Consider the following 22,635-nt stretch of genomic DNA (forward strand, 5'->3'; position numbering starts at 1 on the left):
ATATAGTCATTACTCATTAATTTATTTAATATTACATACCCAATTTTATATTAACATAGAATTAACAATATTCAATTTAAATTTAATTATTAATAATATAAAACCAATATATATTGAATAATAATTACTAATAATAATCAGTATCAACAACCATTCACAACAGAATCAACTTTTTCCTAAAAAATCATTAAAAGCTTAAGGTATATTGTTTGGATGCTAACTTCTTTTAGTCAGAGAATGGGTATGTTAGACCAAGAAAAGAAGAAAGCAAACTAATACTAAAGATTTAGTAAGCTTAACTCAACTTTTTCTATGGCTAATCTAGAATAAAATTCTTAGAATATTTGCTAAAGTACCAAGCATTTAGACTTCTACAGACATTTCGTAACTCTCTTAACTAAGAATACAATACTATAATAGTGATCGTCCAGTTTAGAAAAACTTTAATAAAAATAAAGCATAGGTTACTTCGAGAAAAACAACTCAATAAGCTTTTTAACCTTTGGTTGGACAATATTATTTTTCTCATAATAGATACACAAATCAATGGTTTCAATATTATCAGGTTTAAGTATCTCAACTAGAGATCCTTCTTTTAGCTCTTTCTTTACAGCATAATCATGGAACTGACCAATACCCATATTTTGTAAAACACAAGCTTTCATAGCTTCAACACTATTTAAATATAAAAAAGGTTGCAATTTCTCTGCTGTATTTTCAAACCCAGGTAAAACATGCATATTACTTTTTGTTCTTATTGTATGGGTAATAAGCTTATGATTATGCATATCTTTAACTGTCCTTGGCTCACCATATCTACAAATATATTCCGGAGATGCACAGGTAAGATAAGAGGTCTGTTTATATTTACGCGAAATAATATGTTGTGGCGGTGGCCAATTAAAACCAAATGCTATATCTATTGCTGTTTGTCCAAAATTAACAGGTTGCTCCGTCAAATCTATATTAATAGTAACATCAGGATACATCTGAGTATAAGTGTCTAACTTCTCTAATAAATCAGATGAAAATAACAAAGGGTTACAAATAATATTAAGTGTGCCACTAGGATTAGCATTTATCGCAGAAATCATATTCCTAGCTATATCTAACTCACGCTTAATATTCCTACACTGCTGATATAGCCTCTCTCCCTCAACTGTAACTTTCAATCTCTTAGTTGATCGCAAAATTAAAGGAGCGCCTACCTGCTGTTCCAATAGCTTAATATTCTTACTAACAGCCGCTACTGTAATACCTAGTTTTTTAGCTGCATTTGTGAAACTACTCTCTTCAACAACTGTTAGGAAAACTTCAAAGTGATCTAATGATGGCTTCAAATCTGGTGTTTTTAGCATAATACCTCACTCTTTTTAACTTTTAGTTAACTATGTTTAACTTTTTAAGCTCTTATTAATCTTAAGTTAAAAAGATATAATAATCAAAGTAAAGTTAAAACTTAGAAAAAATTATAAATTTTAAGGAGTAATCACAATGAACATAGTATTTGCAATAATTTGTTATTTAATAGTTCCTATGTCTGGCTTATGTATTGATCTATATGCACCATCTTTACCAGCAATTAGTTCTGCATTTGGTACACCTGAGGTTCTTGCAAAATATACGATCTCATTTTATCTACTTTCATTCGCTTTCTTTCAGCTATTTGCTGGACCTGTGACAGATAGCTTTGGTCGTAAAAAGCCTATAATCGTATCACTGATAATCTTCATAATTATCTCTTACTTAATGACATTAACAACTAGTATGACTGTTTTTATGGTATATCGTATACTACAAGGTGTGTGTATAGCATTTGTTGGAGTATCTGCTAGAGCAATTATTCCTGATATTTTTGAAGGTGCTCAATATAAAAAAATGATAAACTATATGACTATCATCTGGGCATTGGGTCCTATTATTGCTCCTTTCATAGGTGGCCATTTACAACACTACTTCGGTTGGAAATCATGTTTCTACTTCTTTAGTATATATGGAATTTGTGTACTACTTTTGGTCACCTTTATCTATCGTGAGACAGCTAAACAAACACACAAAATGTCTTTAGGCAAAGCCTTCTCAAACTACTATGAGATGGCTACTCATAACCACTTTGTTCTTGGTACACTTTGCATTGGACTACTTTATTCATTCCTTGTGATATTTAGTACAGTAGGAGTATTTGTTATAGAAGATACTTTACATTACTCAGCAATTACTTTTGGAAATATTGCACTATTAATGGGCTTTGCTTGGTTCTTAGGAAATATGGCTAACAGATTTTTACTACACCTAAGTGAAGATTTTAATAGAATGAAGTTAAGCTTAGCTGTTAGCATATCTGCAATATCTTGCTTAATACTAATGATTATTAGCATCCTCTTGCCAACTAGCATTGTAGCGCTAGCAGTATTTATGTTTATTGCATTCTTCTTTGCAGGAATTGTTTTCCCTAACTTCTTTGCTCTATGTATTGGTCTATTTAGTCATATTGCTGGTAGTGCAAATGCATTAATGGGTTCATTCTTTATATTTTTAACTAGTATATTAGTATTTATATTTGGCCTAGTGCATATTCATACAATCCTAGCTTTAGCTTCGATTATATTTATACTATCGCTAGTAAGCTTTATATTAATAAAACTTTTCTTTGCTTTAGAATTAAAAAAATAATGCTTATCTCACAAGAAATATTATAAATATCTTACTCATTAATAATCTACAAAGCCTAAAGCAATATCTTTCTCATAACTTTCAATAAACTTTCTACCATTACTTCTAAAAACTGACAAAGCCATCATATATGTACTTTTCTAAAAGAAACAATACTTCATAAAGACTAAATACCCATATATTAATAGATACAATATCTCAAAATCATCAACTCTTTGACTCTAATTTCATAAGTTCTGATAAAACATTCCTATTTATAGTTGCCTGATTAATATAGTCTTTATCCTCACCATTTTTGAGCCACATTTCTTCTGCAGCCTCAAGAGATTCATTATCATAAGCTTTAAACTTATCTACTTTAAGTTTAGCAATTCTCTTATCTTCACCCAGTCGAACTAATGTCTCAACAGCTGCAGAACTTGCTGATTCAAAGGTTTCTCTAATAGTATAGTTAGCCCCGGCATTCTTAAGTTCATACACATGATGTCTATCCTTTGCTCTTGCTATAATAATAATTTCTTTCTGATGCCTTCTGATCATAGATACTAAATCTATTTGACCATCCCTATCATCAATAGCAGCCACAAAAACTTTTGCTTCACGCGTACCTGCTGAGATTAAAAGCTCGGGATTCAGCGCATCTCCATAATAGGCAATATTTCCATATTTACGAAATGTCTCTATCGTATTTATATCGTTATCAAGAATTACTGGGTTATAATCATTTGCTTTTAATACACGTGCTATTATTTGTCCAAACCTTCCTGCTCCAGCAATAATAACTTTACTACAATGTTCGATATTATCTGCATCACGATTATTTTGATTTTGGCATATAGGTAGAATAATTTTCTCATATAACATAAATAATAGAGGTGTTAATAACATAGATAAAATAACTATTAAAGTAATTATATCGACTGTATTACTAGGAATTAATTTGATAGTTAAAGTAAAGCTAAGTAATACAAAAGCGAACTCTCCTCCTTGAGTTAGAGATAAGCTAAATAGCCAAAAATTTGATTTATCAAACTTATATATCTTTGCTATGAACATTAGTACAAGCATTTTACTAGACATCAGTAGAAAAACTCCTAAAAGAACATACTCCCAATTTGTAACTAAAATGTGGAAACTTATACTGGCTCCTATAGATATAAAGAACAACCCCATTAGAAGCCCTTTAAATGGGGATATCTGGCTCTCTATTTCATGACGATATTCACTTTCTGAGAGTATTACACCAGCAATGAAAGCTCCTAATGCGGGAGATAAACCTAAATAATTCATAAATATAGAGACACTAATGACTATTAGCAATACTAACCCTGTAAAGATTTCCGGAAGCTTTGTTTTTGCTATATATCGAAAAATATGGCGCAATAATAACTTACTTACAATAATCATTATTAATATAGTTATAAATATTATTATTGCATGTATTACTGGTGAACTTACTATAAAGTTATTATGGTGACGATCTATAGAAACAACTGTATGTTTAAGAATTAATAAAGGAAGTATTGCAAAAATAGGTATTACAATAATATCTTGACTTATAAGCACTGATAATATTGATTGTCCAGCCTTTGTATTGGATTGTCTTGCCTCTTGAAGACTTTGTAAAACAATTGCAGTTGAAGATAATGATAAAATTAGTGAAATTGCTAATGCTTGGTTCCAAGATATATTAAATATAAAAATACAAATAAAAGTCAATAATACTGTAGATATAATTACTTGTAATCCACCTAAACCTATTAAGCTATAACGTAATTCCCACACCTTCTTTGGCTTTAGCTCTATCCCTATTAAAAACATCATCATAACAACACCAAATTCTGCAAAATGTTGTATTGACTCAACGTTATCGTGTATTAATCCAAAAAGAGGTCCAAGTAATACACCCGCTATTAAATAACCTAAGATAGAACCTAATTTAAGTCTTTTTGTAATAGGAACAACGATAATTGCGAAAAATAAAAATAAAGTCGCTTCTGTTAGCATAACAAATATAAATATATTATTTTCAATATTTATTAATTATAGATTTAACCGTTATATTAATCTATTAGCTACAGCTTTAAAGAGAAAATAAAAGTTTAAATTGTTTTTATATATCTATATGCAAAAATATAGGCAATCAAACCTAAGATCATACTTCCTAAACTTTGACTTATTAAAATACCTTCAGCACCATAGAGACGTGCTCCAAAATATACAAAAGGTATAGTAAAAATAGTCGCCTTTAAGAGGTTAATTATAAAAGAATAAAATGACTTACCTAGATTATTAAATGTTGCATTCGCTATAAAACCTGCTCCAACAAGAATATAGCTTATAGACACGAAATGGGTAAACAAATACATAAGCCTAGCAGCATCTCCAGTTAGGTTAAATAAATAAACTAGATAATTATTTAAACATAAGAGCACTAAAGATACTAAAATTACAACTACAAGAATAAATAAAAATGATTGCACTAATGTTTCTTTAACTCTTTGAATATTTTTTGCTCCCAGATTTTGACCTATAATTGATCCTATAGCCCCTGATACTGCAAAAACCATAGCAAAAGCTACTGGAGATAACCTACCTATCACAGACATCCCAGCAACTGCAGAATCCCCATACTTTGACATTTCCGAAATAGTATAAGCAGTTCCTATAGGGGTAGTTATATTTGTTAATATTGCAGGCAGTGCTATTTTTGTTATAGGTGATAAGGATTTTTTAAAACTATTAAAGTTAAAAGTTAGAGATACTTTATATTTAATTAATAAAGTAAAAAATGCTACTAATAATATTGTAATTCGTGCAAATACAGATGCTATAGCAGCCCCCTTAACATTCATAGAAAATGAAAATATAAAAATAGGATCTAATACTGCATTGACTAGACCTCCTAGTAAAGTAGAGCACATTGAAAACTTAGCATCTCCAAATGCTCTCAATGCTGTGCTAGAAGCTATTCCAAGTGCTAATATTGGGAAAGAAGGTATTAAAATTTGTAAATATTGAGTTGCAAACTCTAAGGTTTTTCCTTTTGCTCCTATAAGCATCAACAAGTTTGGTATGTAGAACCATATACAAATAGCGATAGGTATTGTAATTATCAAAGTCACTAAATAAATATTAATTAAGTAACAGTTTGCTAAATGCTTTTTACCTTCACCAATTGAACGAGATATTAATGCCCCCATAGCTATACTAATACCTATTGCTATAGATGTCGTGAAAAAAGATATAGTTCCTGCATACCCAACTGCAGAAGCTAATTCAACTTCTCCAAGTATACTAAGAAAAAACATATCTAATAGATCAACAATAAATATAGCTATAAGACCTATTGAAGTACTTAAAGACATAATAATGACATGTCTTAATGTAGACCCTTGTGTAAACTTTGCTTTACTCTCTTCTTGTAAGCTTTCAGCAGCTACAGCTGCACTTTCTTCTATAGGTTTTTTACTTAATAATATAGTCATGTAGAATTAACATTAATATAATGAGTATTTTGACAATAATTTAAGACATACTATCAAAACCTAGTTGAAAATTCTAATAAAACTCATACACTATATTTATCTCAGTATTTAGCATAATATCTTTATATAGTCGATGATTACGTATGCTCTACTCAACTGTCAGACGTTTTAGTCTCAAAGCTACTGCAACCACTGTTACAGATGACATAGCCATTGCTAAAGATGCAATTACAGGACTAAGCATAATACCAAAAAATGGATATAAAACTCCTGCAGCAACAGGTATGCCACAGATATTATATATAAATGCTCCAACTAAAGTTTGCTTAATATTAGTAATAATTTTCTTTGAAAGGATAATTGAGTTATTAATATTTTTCAGCTCTCCAGAGGTCAAAGTAATATCAGCACTTTCTATAGCTATATCTGTACCATTACCCATGGCAAAACCAACATCTGCTTTCACTAAGGCTGCTGCATCATTGATACCATCACCAACCATACCAACTTGGAATCCTTGTTGTTGTAGATCATCAACAAATTTAGTTTTATCTTCAGGCATTGCACTAGCAAAAACCATATCATTATCAATTCCAACTTCTTCAGCGATTACTCTTGCTGTATGCTCATTATCTCCTGTAACCATTGCAACTTTAAGACCAGATTTTTTAAGTTGAGATATAACTTCTTTACTCTCTTTTTTGACAGGATCCTTAACAGCAAAAATCGCAGCTATCTTATTATTTATAGCAAAGATTATAGGTGTTGCACCTTGGTTAGCATAGCCATCTAAAACCTGCTCAACATTATCATCTATATCTACGTCATTTTCTGACATTATCTTCATATTACCAATAAGAACATCAGTTCCTTCAACTTTTGCTGAGATACCTTTGCCTGAAGTTGTCTCAAAATCACTTGCCACTAAATTTTTATTATATGCTTTACTATAAGTACTTAAAGCAAGTGCAAGTGGATGTTCAGATTTTGCCTCAACTGCATAAAGATGACTTAAAACTAAGTCTTCATCTGCAATGAAATGACTATTTGTAACTGCAGGCTTACCTTGTGTAACCGTCCCAGTCTTATCCATAACAATATGTGTTAAATTACTAACATTTTGCAACACTTCACCATTTCGAATCAAGATACCATATTCTGCAACTTTACCCATACCAACCATCATTGACATTGGTGTTCCCAGACCAAGTGCACAAGGACAAGCTACAACTAAGACAGCTATCCCAGCAGTTATCGCTAAAGGTAGGCTAAAAAAGCTCCACACTATAAATGTAAATACTGCAATAGCAATAACCACTGGTACAAATACAGCTGTAACTTTATCTACTATCCTAGTAATTTCTGGTTTTGAGCTTTGTGCAGATTTAATAAGCTCAATAACATTTGCTAAAGCTGTCTCATCTATAGATTTAGTCATCTTGACTCTTAAGCTACCATTTTGGTTTATAGTTCCAGCAAAGACTTTATCATCTACTTTTTTACTAACAAAGTCTGACTCACCTGTTAGCATTGATTCATCAACACTAGCTTTACCATCAATAACCACACCATCTACTGGAATCTTTTCACCTGGGTAGATAATGATAGCTTGTCCTACTTTTAATAGTTCTAATGGTATATCAACTTCTGCATCATCATGGATCACATGAGCATTTTTAGGCTGTAAATGAATTAGCTTTTCAATAGTCTCAGATGCTCTACCTTTTGATTTGATCTCCATGGCATGACCAATATTTAGAAATCCTAAGATAAGAACACTAGTATCTAAAAAAACATGTAGCATTTGCTCAGGTAAATAAAACTCAAATAGTATGACAATAACAGAATATATCCAAGCAGCTCCAGTACCTAATGCAACTAAAGTATCCATATTTGAAGATAGATGTTTTAGTTGTCGCCAAGTCCCTTGATAAAAACGCTTCCCGGAATAAAACATAACTACAGATGTGCCAATAGCTAATATAATCCAGATTATAAGTCTTTCGATACTATCATTATTTGAAAAATATAAAATACTATCTTGGTTTTCTGAATGCATTTGGATAGCCATAAGAATAGCACCCGCCACAAATGCAACTATTGCTTGTTTGATACTTGTTCTGATTTCCTTTTTAGCTCTATCTATATCTCTAGTTTGTGATTTTTTCTCTAGAACTCCTGGCTTACCTATTTTATCTAAAGTGGCAAAGACTTCGGTAACATCCATACTACCTTCGATCTCTAATATCTTATCAACAATATTAACGCTAACCTTCTCAACACCAGCAACCACTTTCAAAGATTTCTCTATCTTTGCTACACAACCAGAACAAGAAATTCCCTCAATAAAAATACGATATTTACTACTACTTTTTTCTTGCTGCTGTAGTTCTCCAGGATAGCCAATCTCTCGTAACTTATTTTGTATAGGGTCGGTCAAAGACTCCTCAGCTTCAACAAATACACTTTTATCAACAATATTTGCTTTAACACTACTAACACCATCTATACCTAGCAAAGCCTTCTCTATCTTTGCTACACAACTTGAGCATGACATTGATTCAACGATAAACCACATAACAATAAAACTTAAGCATAATAATCAATATACAAATTATTGTAGATAAAATATTAAGACAATACAATTAACTTGAAATAATAGATCCTTATATTGTTAATCCGAAAGGAGTTTGTCATTCTACGATACTGAATCAAGTTCAGCACAGGCTTTGATCGTAGAATCTAATTTTGAGACTTATTATGAGCAGATCCTATGATCACACTTTGACTCCGTGGTTACTGAGCGACCGGAGAGGATGACAAAAAATTTTCAAAAGATATTAGGATTAACTATATATCTAAGCTATCTAAATATTTAGCTATATCATAAACAGTATTCTGTGCTGAAACCTTATCTGACTTAGCTGAAATCTTTAGATAATTATACACACCAGCTATGGGAGCGCCTCCTAAAGGCCTACTTGAAGGTATTTGTCCATAAAACACAAAATCTACTCTTTTAGGTTTAAACTTTTGAATATTTTCTAAAATATTCTCAAAACTAATCCTTGGCATAAATACTTTTCTACTATTTAAAATATAGTACCAGCTATTACTAAAGTATGAGTAGTTATCAACATCATATTCTTTGGGTGCATGGTAAAAAGTCTGTAAACCTAGAAAACTTAGAGAACTAGGATTTTCTATAAATTGCGCTCTATATAGTGCATGTAGAGCAGTATTCACACAGTCGTAAGAAAGTCCTCCTGTATCCCCAGAAATACGCATATAATTAAGATCTTTATCAATGACATTTTTCATTTTTTTAATTTTTAGTTTATCAACCCCATATATAATAAGCGTATATGTTGGTCTGTAATTTTGTTGACCTTGAGATAAACTCCCAAAATAATCCATATATGAAATTTTTGCAGGAATCACCATCTTCTTATTTTTAGTTGTATAAAAATTAAAAAGATCAAAATTTCTAAGCATATTATTATCGATAGTAGCTTCACCTAAAACAAAGTGTCCCCCCACAGTAGCGAAATCATCACCTTGTCGTCCCGACAAACTAATTATCAAAGCTCTATCATTATTTCTGACTTTAGCATTATTAATTAGTGTGGCTTTAAATGGCTGTAAATTTTGACTCAACTTATCCTTCATTAAGGTTTCAGTGATAAACTTTTGATAATTTTTATCCAAAAGGCTTTTATATTTACTGTTAATTGGAAACTTCTCACTCATATTATCAAAAATATTACTTAGCAATATAGCTGATATATGTAAATATCCACCATCTGAACTTCCAATAACATTAACTTGCTTATTTATATAATAATCTATAGACTTTTTATCAAAATGATTGCCTCTAAAATCAATTCCATAAAGGAACTTAACTGGGATCTTACTATCAGATGACGTTACTATAAATAATTTTTCACCTTCTGCTACTAACTTTCCACTAAGCCTAATACTGCCACTTATTGAAGATGGTACCTCATTAAGAAACAAAGTGTTTCCAGTTATTTTAATGTAGTTATTAACAACAACTAAGCTACACAGAGACATTAAACTTTTTGACTCTTCTATAGTTTCTTTATCACCCTTTAAATTAAATTTCTTATCTTTAGTTACAAGTAAAAACTTCCCATCCTGGATATTTAATTTACCTACTAATGCCCATGTTTGGCTAGTAGTTACAAATACAAATAATAAGCAAACAAATATTTTAACTAAAGCTCTTGGCTGTATACTTTTCTTAAACCGGTTAATCATTCATGAACAGGAGACACTCGAATTTGTCAGCATATAATATCACAATTAGAAAAAATATATACTAGTAACAAACCAATTATATATCTTTAGCTGTAAAGGATACTCTTAACACCTAAATACTGACACATCATAATAGGCGATAGAACTTACCTATTAATCAGACTTATTACTAAAATATTTATAAGAAAGCTTAAATACTACTGGACTAAGCAACAGTAATGCTACTAAGTTTGGTACTGCCATAAGCCCATTTAAAGTATCTGCTAATAACCAAACAACATCAATTTTAAGTACAGCTCCAACAGGGATAGCTACAATCCATAAAATACGAAATGGTATTATAGATTTAATTCCAAAAAGAAACTCAACACAACGTTCTCCATAGTAACTCCAACTTAAAACTGTTGTAAATGCAAAGAAAATCAATCCTAAAGTAACTACCCAGCTACCAAAACCAGGAATTAAAGTATCGATTGATTCTGAAGATAAACTTGCTCCATTAAGACCACTATTCCATTGACCAGATAGAATTATCACAAGAGCAGTCATTGTACAAATTACAAGAGTATCGATAAAAGTCCCAAGCATTGCTACACATCCTTGCTTAACAGGACTATTTGTTTTAGCCGCAGCATGAGCGATTGGTGCTGAACCTAAGCCTGCCTCATTTGAAAATACTCCGCGAGCAACCCCCATCTGAATAGCAAGCATCACCCCTGCTCCAGCAAACCCTCCGGTTGCAGCTGTAGGAGTAAAAGCATTATCAAATATAATATAAAATGCACCAGGTAATAATTTGAGATTTAATAAAATTGCAATTGCACAACTCACAAAATATAGAATAGCCATAATTGGTACAATCTTACTAGCAACCTCTGCAATTCGTTTAACTCCCCCTAATAAAACTGTTGCAATAAGAATAGCGACAAAAATACCTGTAATATAATCTGGAATATATAAGTTTTTCTGTACCACATCTGCCATTGAATTAACTTGAACCATATTACCAATACCAAAACTAGCAACTGATCCAAATATTGCAAACAGTACACCAAGCCACAGAAATCTTTTACCCAAGCCGTTTTTAATATAATACATAGGCCCTCCAACATAAGAGCCTTTTGCATCTACTTCACGATACTTAACTGCTAAAACTGCTTCAGAATATTTTGTTGCCATACCAACTAGAGCTGTACACCACATCCAAAAGACAGCACCAGGTCCACCTATTGCAATAGCTGTCGCAACACCAGCAATATTTCCAGTTCCAATAGTAGCTGATAAAGCTGTCATCAATGCTTGAAAAGGCGTTATTTCACCATCATCCTTATTTTTCTCTTTACTAAAAAGTAATCTAAAAGCAAAAATGATTTTTCTCAAGGGTAAAAAGCATAACCCCAGCATTAAGAATAAACCTACACCTACAATCAACATAAGCATCTGAGGCCCCCAGACATAGCTATTTACTATTTCAACTGTCTGCTGAAACAAGCCTTTTTCCATAGCATTATTTCCTCCAGAAATTCTCTTTTAGGTTATAGTTTGCTTAAATATCTTTAGCTGCAGATAATGCACTTATCATCTCAGAAGTTAGATTATTAAAACCTTTAGGTGAGTTTGGTGTAAATATCACATTTGATTTACCAGATTTAGTCATATTTTCTAGAGTATCTAAATACTGATACATCATAACCAAAGATGATATGTACTCTGAAGATATATTATCCCCAGCGCCTTCTTTAACATCCTCTATAGAAACACGCAAACCTCTGGCTATTGCTTTACGCTGCTCAGCGATACCCTCACCAAGAAGTTTCATTGATTCTTTTTGACCTTCAGCCTCTTTTATCTTTATAAGCTTTTCAGCCTCAGCTTTTGCCTTTGTAGCTTCAAGCTGCCTTTGAGCTGCATTTATCTCATTCATGGAGCGTTTTACATTCTCTTCTGGATTTATATCAACGACTAAAGATTTAATAATTGTATAACCATAAGTACTCATCTCTTCAGAAAGTTCTTTTTTGATATCTAACGCTATTGCATCTTTATTCTCAAAAGACTCATCCAAACTCATACGAGGTAATGATGATCTAATCACATCAAACACATACGACTCCATCTGTGCTCTAGCATTTGTAAGCTTATAAAATGCATCAACCGCACTAGCTTCCTCTACCAAAAACTGAACTGATACTTTCATATGTACAAACACATTATCTCTAGTCTTTGTCTCAGCCATTATATCTAGTTGCTGAACTCTCAAACTAACTCTACCAGCAATTCTTTCAATAAAAGGTATTCTAAAATTAAGACCTGCTCTTTGAATTCTTACAAACTTTCCAAATCTTTCTATAATATTGACAGACTGAGTCTCTACAAGGCTTATTGATAAACCTAGCAAAATAATCAATACAACAATTATAGGTACTAACCAAACCATAAACATCTCTTATCTCCTTTTATTTGCTATTCTACTGAGGAAAATCAACAATTATTTTATAATCATCACTCTTATTCTTTTGCCAAACAAGCAAATCATGACCTGTAGCTACTTTACCAGTAGGACTAGTCCATATAAATTTCAATATTACTAACTGATGATTCTTATCAATATTTCTACAATATTGATAATTAAGTTTCAATTTACCAAAATTTCTTTTACCTGAGCTATTTGTAGCAAAACCATCAACGTAATGCTTTAATACTTTAGCTTTACTTCTATACGGTTTGCCACCACTCATATATATAAAGTCATCATCATAAAATGAAACTAACTTATTAGCATTGGCTGAGTCCCAAGCTTTCTCCATCTGCACAGCTTGATTTTTTATTGCATCAAAACTTTTATCACCACAGTCTCCAGTTGCATACATATTCATCACTATAAATAATCCCACCATCAACAAACATATTTTTTTCATTAACATCTCTCTCCTAATTTAACAATGACAATACAACTATATCTTTTTTCAAAATTTTTGGATTACTTTCAAATGGTCTAAAACACTCAAAGTGTAATACTACTTTATAAGGCACTTTCCTAAATTTCTTAGTAAGCTTTAATTTAAAATTATCCATGCCACCCCACTTTGAATTTTCGATATCCACACTCTCATGTGAATAACCAACATCATCAACATAATCATAATCTGGTGGTACAAGAAACCATCTATATCCATCCGTTGAGTCTACCGGCAGTTCAACATTAAATGTATAGTGCTTTTCATCTAGAACTATGGGCTTTGTATATAACTTATCAATCTCTGACTGAGTCATATCTGCTAAAGCCAAAGAAGGTACAAGTACAATTAAAATACCTAAAACTCTAAATATCTTCAGCATATTACAAATACAAACTTATCATATAGGTAAAATTATTATACAATTACAGCTGTTACAAATATACATATTAGTTTTAAATAAAATGGCATTAGAAAAATTTGAACTAGAATTAGTTTCTTTTAAAGATATTACAGATAATGTTAGACACTTCGTTTTCAAAAGGACAGATGGCAAACCGCTTAACTTTATCGCTGGGCAGTTTATTACATTCATGTTTGATGGAGATGACGGAAAGGTTAAGCGTCGTAGTTATAGCTTAGGCTCTCTTCCTTCTGATAATATGCTTCTAGAAATTGGTATCACTTATGTAAAAGACGGTATTGCTTCTGAGACATTCTTTAATATGGAAGTTGGTGGTAAAGCAAATGCAATGGGCCCAGCTGGTAGACTGATTCTAAAAGATGAAGATGTTAGGAAAATAATCTTAGTAGGCACTGGTACAGGTATTGTCCCTTATAGATCAATGTTTCCTGAGCTATTAGAAAGAGCCGATAATGTTGAAATACACATACTACTTGGCTGCCAGTATCGTAAAGATGCTCTTTATCAAGAAGACTTTATCGAATTTGCTAAAAAACATGAAAATATTCACTTCAAACTTTGCCTAAGTAGAGAAACTCAAGATCTTAAAGATTATGAGATCTCTGGCTATGTGCAAAACCAATTTGAAAAAATAGGACTAAACCCTGAAACAGATGTCGTTTATGTTTGTGGTAATCCAAATATGATTGACCAATCATATGAAATGCTAACAAATGCAGGTTTTGGTCCTAAAAGTGTAAGAAGAGAAAAATATATTTCTTCTAATTAAGCTTGATACTATGAATAACTTAGGCTAAAATGTTCAAGCTATTCTATCTAAAGGATATGGTGCTTAGATGAAATAGTCTAAGTGGCGATGTCAGATTATAAAAATAAGGAAATTAATAAAATGAGACAAGAAATTCATCCAAAATATACTGAAGTAACGGTAACTTGTAGTTGTGGTAACTCTTTTGTTACAAAATCAACATCTGGTAAAGAATCTATGGGCATAGATATTTGTTCACAATGCCACCCATTCTATACTGGTAAGCAAAGAATCGTTGATACTGCAGGCCGTGTTGATAAGTTCAAAAAGAGATTTGGCGGAATCAAGAAAGTATAATTTTACTTTTATTAGATTCAAAAATATTTATATTTTATGACCAACCAATATAATAGGCAAAAGTTATAAATATCCAAGAAACAACATACATAAATAAGATAAAGGGAACTATAGCTTTTAACCAATCAGTATAAGAAACTCTTGCTATAGCTAGCATGGCTAATGTGCCCCCAGCTGTTGGAGATATCATATAAGTAAAACCATCACCAACCTGGAAGGCTAAAATCATTAACTGCCTTTTCATCTCAACCATATCTGCAACAGGTATTAGTATAGGCATTGTTGCCATTGCCTGCCCAGATCCACCTGGAATAAAGAAATTTACAATACTTTGAACAAGTGTCATTAAGACAGCTGATAATGCCGCTGGAATATAACCAAGAACATCTGCAAGACCATAAACTATAGAGTCAATTATATGTCCTTCTTTTAAAATAACTTGGATCGCAGCAGCTAAACCAACAATCAAAGCCCCTGGAGTAACTTTAGAAGCTCCTTCCATCATCAACTTAATATAATAATTTGGAGTATATCTACATATCGCAGCAACAATTACAGATACAATCAAAAATACAGCTGCTATCTGATTTATATACCATGGCATTCCTAGTATTGATTGACCCTTAGAGTTCGTCATTCCAGAGAGTATCGAGCAAATTGCTATTACGGCAATACCTATCACAAAAATACCAATAACCAAAGAATCTCTTAGAGTCATATGATAATCTTCAATATTTCGTGATAATAATATCTCCTCATCATCGTTCTTATGTTTTGGTGCAACAAATTTTGCAATATAGAATCCTAGAAACGTTAATGCTAGCAAAACCATAACTGTTCTTAAACCAGCTCCTGAGAATAATGGCAAATGGGCAATCTGTTGAGCTACTCCAATCGTATAGGGATTTATTGGTGATAATGCAAAACCGATTCCAATTCCACCAATTGCAATACAAACTCCTATAACTCTAGACAACCTAAGAGCAGAAGAAATAATCAAAGCAACAGGAACTAATGCTATATTATTTTCATAACCAACAGCAATACCAAAAACACCATAAATATAAGTAGCTAAGAAAATAAGTAAAGTTTGTCTTTGAAAACCTATATGTTTAACTACTGTACCAATGCCATTTTCTAAAGCTTGAGATTTATCAAGAATATGAAATAATCCTCCAGCTATAAAGACTATAAATAAATATTCAGAAGCCTTTTCCAGCCCTTTTGGAATAGCTTCAAAGATTCCAAATAAGCTTACTCCATGACTAGGTAAATGGTGAAAAAATGCTGCATTAGTAGCACCATTACCACTATTTAAATTTTTTGCAAACTCTCCAGCAGGTATAACATACGTTAAGATTGCAGCTAATACTATGATAAAAAATATCACAACCATTGGATCATTTATCTTTTGATACCACCTTATATTATTTACTTCTTTTTGCATTTTTTTCTCCTATCCTGAATAATTAAAGTTTTCCAAAAACTCTTGTATTACTCTAGCAGCAATCAAAGCATCATTATAATCAATATCTTCTTCATGATGATGACTTAAACCATCTTTACAGCGTAAAAATAGCATACTAATAGGAGTAAGATTTATCATTGCAAGTCCATCATGGCCTGCTCCACTAAACAAAGAAAAAGGTTGCTCACCTACCTCTTCAATTGCTGTTAAAAGTTGCTCTTGCATTTTTTGATCACAAAATGGTCCTTTCATTTCATAGTTCTTTTTATAAGATATTTCCACATTATAATCACTCATCACATCCTTAAGGAAATCTGCTATCTGCGTCATAGCACTCTCTCTAAGATGATCATGTGGAGATCTTATTTCTATAGTCATATCTACACTATCAGGAATTACATTCACCGCATTAGGTGAAACATTAAGTTCCCCAACAACTCCAACCAAATCATCTGTCTTTTTAAATAGCTGATCAGCATATCTAATAATCTCTGCTGCCGCAACTAATGCGTCTTGACGTAAATGCATAGGAGTTGTTCCAGCATGATTTGCCTTACCTTGAATATGTATCGCATATCTTTGTATTCCAGTTATCGCTGTTACTACTCCAACAGGTAAATTCTTTTGTTCTAGAACCGGACCTTGCTCAATATGGGCCTCAAAGAAACCTAAGATATCATCTTTATTTCTCTTACACTTCTCAAGATCATCTGGATTTGCACCAATTTCTTTAAGAGCATCATAAATGCTAATACCTTCTTTATCTACTGCAGACAAAGCCTCTAAACTAACATCACCATTTAAAGCTTTACTACCTAACAGTGTCTCTGGAAAACGAATTCCCTCTTCATCACCAAATGCTACTAACTCAATACTATAATCAAGCTCTATGCCATTATCATGCATCTTTTTTAAAACATATAATGGTAATAAAACTCCTAAAATACCATCATATCTACCACCTTCAATAACGCTATCTTGGTGAGAGCCTATAATTAATGTTTTTGATGTCTTCTTTCCTTGTTTTCTACCAATAACATTACCTATTGCATCTAGATGTACTTCTAGTCCTGCCTGTTGCATCCATTCCTTTATAATAGGAATTATCTTTTTATGCTCTTGACTACAAAATAATCTTGTAACTCCTTTTTGTGATGAGCTAAAACTTGCAGCGATATCGAAATACGTTTTTAATTCTTGCGCAGAATAATCTATTTTCATAATTTAAATCCTTGTTTTTCTAATTTATAGAGCTAGGCTAGCCAGCTTTAGAAGGGTTATTAACTGTAGGAATTGCTTTGATAAATTTGTTGTAGTTAGTATCTGTATAATGAGAATATAGTTTTTTTATATCAGATATAATATTTGAAGAATAATCCATTCTTAAATCACATGGCGGGTGCTCATCACTAACAACTCTTATTGCTATAGACAATGCTCCTTGTTTATCACCTCCAGCTAATAATCCAGCCTCTAACGAAGCTATTATTTGCTCTACTAAGCTTTGACTTTCTGTTCTTATATATGTTTCTACCATCCTATTTAAAACTTCTCTGCTAACTAATCTATTACCAGCAACAGCTAAATTTTTCTGCAAAATATGACCACAAAAATCATCGTTACTATCTCCAGTCCAGCCTGCAGTATTTCCTAGTTTATCCATTAGTATAAATTGTCTAAATCTAGAGTTTTTATCTTGAGATATAACTTTATCCAGACATTCACTAACTGAATTCTTATCTAATAGATTTGACGCCCAATACGGATAAAGGTAGTTTGTATAAAAACCTTGAGTAGCTGCCACTATCTTATTAGTTTCAACATACGGAACAAAGCCTCCTACAGCAACAGAAGCTGTAACAGTCCCTACACCATATTGGTTACCTTTTTTTGCAATTATAGAATAAGTCAAAAGAACATTCTTTTAATAAATTATAGTTTAAATATATCTATGCTATCTTTAAATGTCCAGAAACTGTATATAGCAGAAAAATAAGAATATTGAAAAAACTTAGATTAGCAGCAGTCTTTTGATGACTCGTAATATCTATTAATATACTCATCTAGAGAAAGACTATCGCTCTCTAAAAGCTCTTTCTCAGCAATAACAGATTTAGTTACTTGTTCTTTTAATTTAGATTCTACCTCTTCAGAAATTTTAGAGTTTCTAAGCTCTTTAGATACATTTTTAGAAATTTCTAAAGCTAAGTTTTTATACCCTTTCTGCTTTGCAATATCAACTATTCTAGCTGATGGTGTTTTAGATACATCTAATACTTTTTGTTTTTCAACCCTAACCGCATCTAAATACTCTTGAGGCATTTTTTTAGCTGTATTTTCAATTTTTTCAAATAGCTCTAGAGCATAATCTTTTAATAAAGTTTCATTATTATTACAGCTAATTTTGCAAAGTTTAAGTTCCGGATTACGCCCATCTATAGCAACAGCTGTTAGGTTTTGTTTAGCTCGTTTTATAGCGCTTTTATTATAACGCCTACCTTTTTCTTCAAAACATGTCATAAGCATTGCTTCTACAAAAAGAGCTGTATTCTTACTTATGCCATTTATTGCAAAAGGATCAACATCTAGAACTCTAACTTCTATATACTCGACCCCTCCCATAGATAAAGCACAAGCTGGTCTTTGACATCTTTGTGTAGCTTGTTTTGGTCTAATCGCACTATAATACTCATTCTCTATCTGTAGGATACTTTCATTTAACTGTATTCTTTCGCCATTAGAATTATACAAACCTATAGCTTTATACTCATCAAATATATCATCAGTAGCTTGTATAAGGTCTCTTACATATGATTTAACATCATTATAAGATATTGCTAAATCTTTTTGTGCCGGACTTGTATAACCAAGATCACTCATTCTAAGGCTTGTTGCATATTTACCTACATAAAATTCCTCATCTAAGTCTACTAAATAGTCTGGCTTATTTTTTACAGAAGTTTTTGCACATATTGGACTAGCTCCAAATAAATACGGTAGCAACCACATGAACTCAAAATAATTATTTATAATATCAAAATAAACATCAGAAAAAGAAATATTATTTTGATCTGCTTTAATCTGAATCAACTCCTTATCAAAAGAAAAATTATAATGAATTCCAGCAATAATCTGCATTACCTTACCATATCTGACAGATAAACCTTTACGATAAGTTTGCTTCATCCTTCCTGAATTAGATTCTCCGAAATCAGCTTCTTGAATTTCACTCTCACTTGCAGATAAAGGCATACTAGTATTTAGAGTTATCTCATCATCGTTCATATTCTGTAATGTAAATGCCCCTAAAGTCTCCAACTCAGAAAAAACATCATCCATACTAGAGTGTGGAGATGTGATCAACTCAAGCAAATTCTCAGAAAAATCAACTGTTATACTATCATTAGTTAGCTTATGACCAAGCTTATAAGGATGATGTGAATGAGCTAATCCTCCATCAATTTTGATACGTAAAGTTTCTCTCTCTATACCACGAAGGTTATTATTTTTTTTAAAATCGTGCATTACTAATCCTACATAATTACCTAAATACAAGTATAAACTAATCAGCAAATAATTTTTAGGAATCTGTTACTTTTAATGATCTAAATGTTCCTAAAATAGTTATCACACTTATATATACCACAAAACCAACTAATACAATCAAGCAAATATTTTTTAGTCTTTCAAACATTGAAAGTCCAACCCAATAGCTATCACTTAGATTAAATAGCTTTAATACAAAAACCATAAGTATAGTCGCGATTATTATTCTAATTAAAATAGTGATTGGTAAACAAATTATCAAAAACTTTTTAAGATTAAAATCAGCTAATGCCATAAGCTGAGTAACTAAGTTAATAAAAGCTACAGCTGAACTAACAAATGCCAGATACATAAAAGCATATTTATCATTCGCAAATAAAGATACAACAACTAAATCTAAGCCTATACTAAGAATTAAACACACAAGGCTTATATAAAAAACTATCGAAGTTCTATTTTGAGTATATAGTGCAGATACTACAATTCGCACTATTACAAAACAAAATAGTGAAAGTAAATATCCTAACATTGCTAAATAAGTAAAATCAACATCTCTAAAACTAAAATGTCCATAATAAAACAATGTAATAACAATAGGTTTCGCCAATATGTACAATCCTATAACTGCAGGGATTGCTATTAGCAATGTTAACTTCACAATCCACATAAAGGTTTGTATAAACTTATCATTATCTGTTTTACATTTTGTCAAATATGGAATCATTACTACAGCTATTGCGGTACCAAAAACTCCATAAAGAAACTGGTTTACCCTATCTGCATAATATAACCAAGCTAAACTCCCTGATATCAAAAAAGAAGCAAAAAAAGTTTCTATTAAGCCATTTATCTGCAATATTGCTGTACCAAAAAAAGCACTTGGTAGTTTTTTTAGAAAAACTCTTGATCTAATATCTTTTAATAAAAAAATATCTCGATTAAATTTTAAACTTCCAACTAACTTATATAGTGCATAAAAACCTATTAATATCTGAAGTATACCGGCTAATAAAACACTATATGCCACACTACAAATAGAAATACTCAAATATGGTGAAGCTATTATTCCTATTATCATCACTATATTTAAAACTATCGGTAAAAGTGATGATACAAAATAACGACTATAACTATTTAATATTGCAGATATAAGCCCCATCATACTATTAAAAAGTATATATGGTATCATAATAACAAACATATCTCTGACAAGTTGATGAGAGTTACCTTTATCTACAAATCCATGGGCATATATATCTACCCATAAATTACTAAATACAATTAAGAATAATGTAATTATTAACATCATCAAAGCTATAAAATATAGTATAGTTACAATAAATCTCTTATCTCTAGTGTTTAATTTCCGATTTAAATAAGGATTTACAATCTGAGTCAATGCTCCAGATGAGGTAACTTTACGAATAAACTCAGGGAATCTAAAAGCTATAAGGAACGCCTGTAAGCTAGAGCTACTACCAAAAAAACTTGCTAATAGCAAATCTCTAACAAAACCTAAAGTTTTTGATAAGAATAAAAAGAAAGAAACTATGAAACTATTAGAAAAGAATTTCTTCATCTTATAAATAAGATTTATCTATCTTTATGAGTTCTCAGTTGGTTTCTTTTGCCAGCTGTTTTGGAAATTTTTTACTTTTTTATTAGCTTGTGCTAACTCTTCTTGAGATAGTTTAATCTTAGCTAATTCAGCTTGCGCAATACTTAAACCTTTATCAGATAAATTAGGACGACAGTATGCATTAAACTGATTCCAGAAGTTAAGAGCAGGCGTCTTATATAATGATATTGCTTGGCTTAAATACGCATATTTGTCAATATTACTATCAGATAACTCAGCAGCTATAACAAACGCTGGAGCATATGGTTGTTCTATAGCTTCTTGCACATATTTCTTCGCTGATTTCTTATCACCTTTTACAATATAAGCTTTCGCCAAACCTACTTCTACTGGCGAGATATGGTCTATTTTATAAGCCATTTTATACCATTTAAGTGCTTCATCTACATTTTTAGGTAGATCTCCTTCACCAGTAAAGAAGGCATCACCAATAAATGTTTTACCTTGAGATATACAATAAGGATATCTATCAATGAAACTTTGTTCATTATTAATCAAGAATGAGCTACGAGCTTCTAAACTACCATTTGCTATAGCTAATTTATACCACTTATATGCTTTTGCAAAGTTTGGCGCCGGAACACTACCTGCTCTTACATAAAAGTTCCCTAACTGATTCTGAGCAATTGCATAACCTAATTTAGCAGCACCGATAATATATTCCAAGCCTTTTTGTTGATTAATTTTAATATCATTAGAACCAAAATAGTATAGTTCCCCAACTAAATACAATAAGTAAGAATATGACTTCTTATCATGTGCTGGAATACCATTTTTCTTATAAAAATCTATTGCCCACAATGCATCGTTTAAAGCATCTTTATCATTCTCATCAAGCTGAATATACGCCTCTGCCAACAGTCCTGTAGCTCTAGCATCAGTTTTATTATAGGGCTGACATGTTTTTAAAACATTACCATAGTCTTTATCAGCTCCACTTTTATAACACTGCTCTAAAGTTGCATATGACGAGCTAAAAAATAGTACAGATAAAAAAGCAACTATCAACTTGGCCTTCATTTTCTCTCCTGTAATCTGAAATTGAGTTTTCGCA

Annotated in this window: 18 protein-coding genes; 3 read left to right on the plus strand and 15 right to left on the minus strand. The window is 31.6% G+C overall.

Going from position 1 to position 22,635, the window contains the following annotated elements:
• Window positions 1–464: 464 nt before the first annotated feature.
• Window positions 465–1,358 (minus strand): LysR family transcriptional regulator, encoded by an 894-nt coding sequence (locus F3D62_RS03245; protein WP_150466813.1) that lies wholly within the window; start codon window positions 1,356–1,358, stop codon window positions 465–467.
• A gap of 136 nt (window positions 1,359–1,494) precedes the next feature.
• Between F3D62_RS03245 and F3D62_RS03250 the strand changes: the two genes are divergently transcribed.
• Entirely contained in the window at window positions 1,495–2,673 is a 1,179-nt protein-coding gene (locus tag F3D62_RS03250) for an MFS transporter (protein WP_150466814.1), read from the plus strand.
• 207 nt (window positions 2,674–2,880) lie between these two features.
• Here the strand turns inward: F3D62_RS03250 and F3D62_RS03255 are convergent, their stop codons facing one another.
• The 8 genes from F3D62_RS03255 to F3D62_RS03290 form a co-directional block, all read right to left on the minus strand.
• Window positions 2,881–4,680, minus strand: a complete 1,800-nt coding sequence (locus F3D62_RS03255) for a monovalent cation:proton antiporter-2 (CPA2) family protein (protein WP_150466815.1) — start codon at window positions 4,678–4,680, stop codon at window positions 2,881–2,883.
• A gap of 95 nt (window positions 4,681–4,775) precedes the next feature.
• Window positions 4,776–6,161: an MATE family efflux transporter gene (locus F3D62_RS03260; protein WP_150466816.1), complete on the minus strand. Its 1,386-nt coding sequence runs from the start codon at window positions 6,159–6,161 to the stop codon at window positions 4,776–4,778.
• A 148-nt stretch (window positions 6,162–6,309) separates the two neighbouring features.
• Window positions 6,310–8,739 carry a heavy metal translocating P-type ATPase gene (locus F3D62_RS03265; protein WP_150466817.1) on the minus strand — a complete coding sequence of 810 codons (2,430 nt, stop codon included), beginning with the start codon at window positions 8,737–8,739 and terminating at the stop codon, window positions 6,310–6,312.
• 272 nt (window positions 8,740–9,011) lie between these two features.
• Window positions 9,012–10,442 (minus strand): hypothetical protein, encoded by a 1,431-nt coding sequence (locus tag F3D62_RS03270; protein ID WP_150466818.1) that lies wholly within the window; start codon window positions 10,440–10,442, stop codon window positions 9,012–9,014.
• Between the two features lie 153 nt (window positions 10,443–10,595).
• Window positions 10,596–11,945, minus strand: a complete 1,350-nt coding sequence (locus F3D62_RS03275; RefSeq protein ID WP_150466819.1) for an alanine/glycine:cation symporter family protein — start codon at window positions 11,943–11,945, stop codon at window positions 10,596–10,598.
• Between the two features lie 43 nt (window positions 11,946–11,988).
• Entirely contained in the window at window positions 11,989–12,885 is an 897-nt protein-coding gene (locus tag F3D62_RS03280) for an SPFH domain-containing protein (protein ID WP_191092522.1), read from the minus strand.
• A 25-nt stretch (window positions 12,886–12,910) separates the two neighbouring features.
• The gene (locus tag F3D62_RS03285; RefSeq protein ID WP_150466821.1) at window positions 12,911–13,360 is read right to left on the minus strand and encodes a nuclear transport factor 2 family protein; all 450 of its coding nucleotides are present in this window, start codon (window positions 13,358–13,360) and stop codon (window positions 12,911–12,913) included.
• A 13-nt stretch (window positions 13,361–13,373) separates the two neighbouring features.
• Complete coding sequence (locus F3D62_RS03290) at window positions 13,374–13,715, minus strand: protease inhibitor I42 family protein (protein ID WP_191092526.1); 342 nt, start codon at window positions 13,713–13,715, stop codon at window positions 13,374–13,376.
• Window positions 13,716–13,863: 148 nt separating this feature from the next.
• On the opposite strand from F3D62_RS03290, the gene F3D62_RS03295 reads away from it, so the two are divergent.
• Both F3D62_RS03295 and rpmE read left to right on the plus strand, forming a co-directional pair.
• Window positions 13,864–14,592, plus strand: a complete 729-nt coding sequence (locus F3D62_RS03295; RefSeq protein WP_150466822.1) for a ferredoxin--NADP reductase — start codon at window positions 13,864–13,866, stop codon at window positions 14,590–14,592.
• Window positions 14,593–14,712: 120 nt separating this feature from the next.
• On the plus strand, window positions 14,713–14,928 hold the full coding sequence (gene rpmE, locus F3D62_RS03300) for a 50S ribosomal protein L31 (protein WP_150466823.1): 216 nt from the start codon (window positions 14,713–14,715) through the stop codon (window positions 14,926–14,928).
• A gap of 34 nt (window positions 14,929–14,962) precedes the next feature.
• Here the strand turns inward: rpmE and F3D62_RS03305 are convergent, their stop codons facing one another.
• The 6 genes from F3D62_RS03305 to F3D62_RS03330 all read right to left on the minus strand — a co-directional run bounded on the left by F3D62_RS03305 (window position 14,963) and on the right by F3D62_RS03330 (window position 22,601).
• Entirely contained in the window at window positions 14,963–16,375 is a 1,413-nt protein-coding gene (locus tag F3D62_RS03305; protein WP_150466824.1) for a YfcC family protein, read from the minus strand.
• Between the two features lie 9 nt (window positions 16,376–16,384).
• Complete coding sequence (locus tag F3D62_RS03310; protein WP_150466825.1) at window positions 16,385–17,617, minus strand: M20 family metallo-hydrolase; 1,233 nt, start codon at window positions 17,615–17,617, stop codon at window positions 16,385–16,387.
• Window positions 17,618–17,654: 37 nt separating this feature from the next.
• Window positions 17,655–18,308 carry a DUF1028 domain-containing protein gene (locus tag F3D62_RS03315; RefSeq protein WP_150466826.1) on the minus strand — a complete coding sequence of 218 codons (654 nt, stop codon included), beginning with the start codon at window positions 18,306–18,308 and terminating at the stop codon, window positions 17,655–17,657.
• A gap of 104 nt (window positions 18,309–18,412) precedes the next feature.
• Window positions 18,413–19,921 carry a glutamate--cysteine ligase gene (gene gshA / locus F3D62_RS03320; protein WP_150466827.1) on the minus strand — a complete coding sequence of 503 codons (1,509 nt, stop codon included), beginning with the start codon at window positions 19,919–19,921 and terminating at the stop codon, window positions 18,413–18,415.
• A 55-nt stretch (window positions 19,922–19,976) separates the two neighbouring features.
• Window positions 19,977–21,521, minus strand: coding sequence for a murein biosynthesis integral membrane protein MurJ (gene murJ, locus F3D62_RS03325; RefSeq protein ID WP_150466828.1), 1,545 nt, complete (start codon window positions 21,519–21,521; stop codon window positions 19,977–19,979).
• 24 nt (window positions 21,522–21,545) lie between these two features.
• Window positions 21,546–22,601: a tetratricopeptide repeat protein gene (locus F3D62_RS03330; protein WP_150466829.1), complete on the minus strand. Its 1,056-nt coding sequence runs from the start codon at window positions 22,599–22,601 to the stop codon at window positions 21,546–21,548.
• Window positions 22,602–22,635 lie beyond the last annotated feature (34 nt).

This window comes from Francisella sp. SYW-9 (assembly GCF_008711465.1).
Taxonomy (GTDB): domain Bacteria; phylum Pseudomonadota; class Gammaproteobacteria; order Francisellales; family Francisellaceae; genus Francisella.

Excerpts from the sequence above, each read along its gene's own strand:
- F3D62_RS03245 (WP_150466813.1), bottom strand. The coding sequence starts at position 1,358 with ATGCTAAAAACACCAGATTTGAAGCCATCATTAGATCACTTTGAAGTT.
- F3D62_RS03250 (WP_150466814.1), top strand. The coding sequence starts at position 1,495 with ATGAACATAGTATTTGCAATAATTTGTTATTTAATAGTTCCTATGTCT.
- F3D62_RS03255 (WP_150466815.1), bottom strand. The coding sequence starts at position 4,680 with ATGCTAACAGAAGCGACTTTATTTTTATTTTTCGCAATTATCGTTGTT.
- F3D62_RS03260 (WP_150466816.1), bottom strand. The coding sequence starts at position 6,161 with ATGACTATATTATTAAGTAAAAAACCTATAGAAGAAAGTGCAGCTGTA.
- F3D62_RS03265 (WP_150466817.1), bottom strand. The coding sequence starts at position 8,739 with ATGTGGTTTATCGTTGAATCAATGTCATGCTCAAGTTGTGTAGCAAAG.
- F3D62_RS03270 (WP_150466818.1), bottom strand. The coding sequence starts at position 10,442 with ATGATTAACCGGTTTAAGAAAAGTATACAGCCAAGAGCTTTAGTTAAA.
- F3D62_RS03275 (WP_150466819.1), bottom strand. The coding sequence starts at position 11,945 with ATGGAAAAAGGCTTGTTTCAGCAGACAGTTGAAATAGTAAATAGCTAT.
- F3D62_RS03280 (WP_191092522.1), bottom strand. The coding sequence starts at position 12,885 with ATGTTTATGGTTTGGTTAGTACCTATAATTGTTGTATTGATTATTTTG.
- F3D62_RS03285 (WP_150466821.1), bottom strand. The coding sequence starts at position 13,360 with ATGAAAAAAATATGTTTGTTGATGGTGGGATTATTTATAGTGATGAAT.
- F3D62_RS03290 (WP_191092526.1), bottom strand. The coding sequence starts at position 13,715 with ATGACTCAGTCAGAGATTGATAAGTTATATACAAAGCCCATAGTTCTA.
- F3D62_RS03295 (WP_150466822.1), top strand. The coding sequence starts at position 13,864 with ATGGCATTAGAAAAATTTGAACTAGAATTAGTTTCTTTTAAAGATATT.
- rpmE (WP_150466823.1), top strand. The coding sequence starts at position 14,713 with ATGAGACAAGAAATTCATCCAAAATATACTGAAGTAACGGTAACTTGT.
- F3D62_RS03305 (WP_150466824.1), bottom strand. The coding sequence starts at position 16,375 with ATGCAAAAAGAAGTAAATAATATAAGGTGGTATCAAAAGATAAATGAT.
- F3D62_RS03310 (WP_150466825.1), bottom strand. The coding sequence starts at position 17,617 with ATGAAAATAGATTATTCTGCGCAAGAATTAAAAACGTATTTCGATATC.
- gshA (WP_150466827.1), bottom strand. The coding sequence starts at position 19,921 with ATGCACGATTTTAAAAAAAATAATAACCTTCGTGGTATAGAGAGAGAA.
- murJ (WP_150466828.1), bottom strand. The coding sequence starts at position 21,521 with ATGAAGAAATTCTTTTCTAATAGTTTCATAGTTTCTTTCTTTTTATTC.
- F3D62_RS03330 (WP_150466829.1), bottom strand. The coding sequence starts at position 22,601 with ATGAAGGCCAAGTTGATAGTTGCTTTTTTATCTGTACTATTTTTTAGC.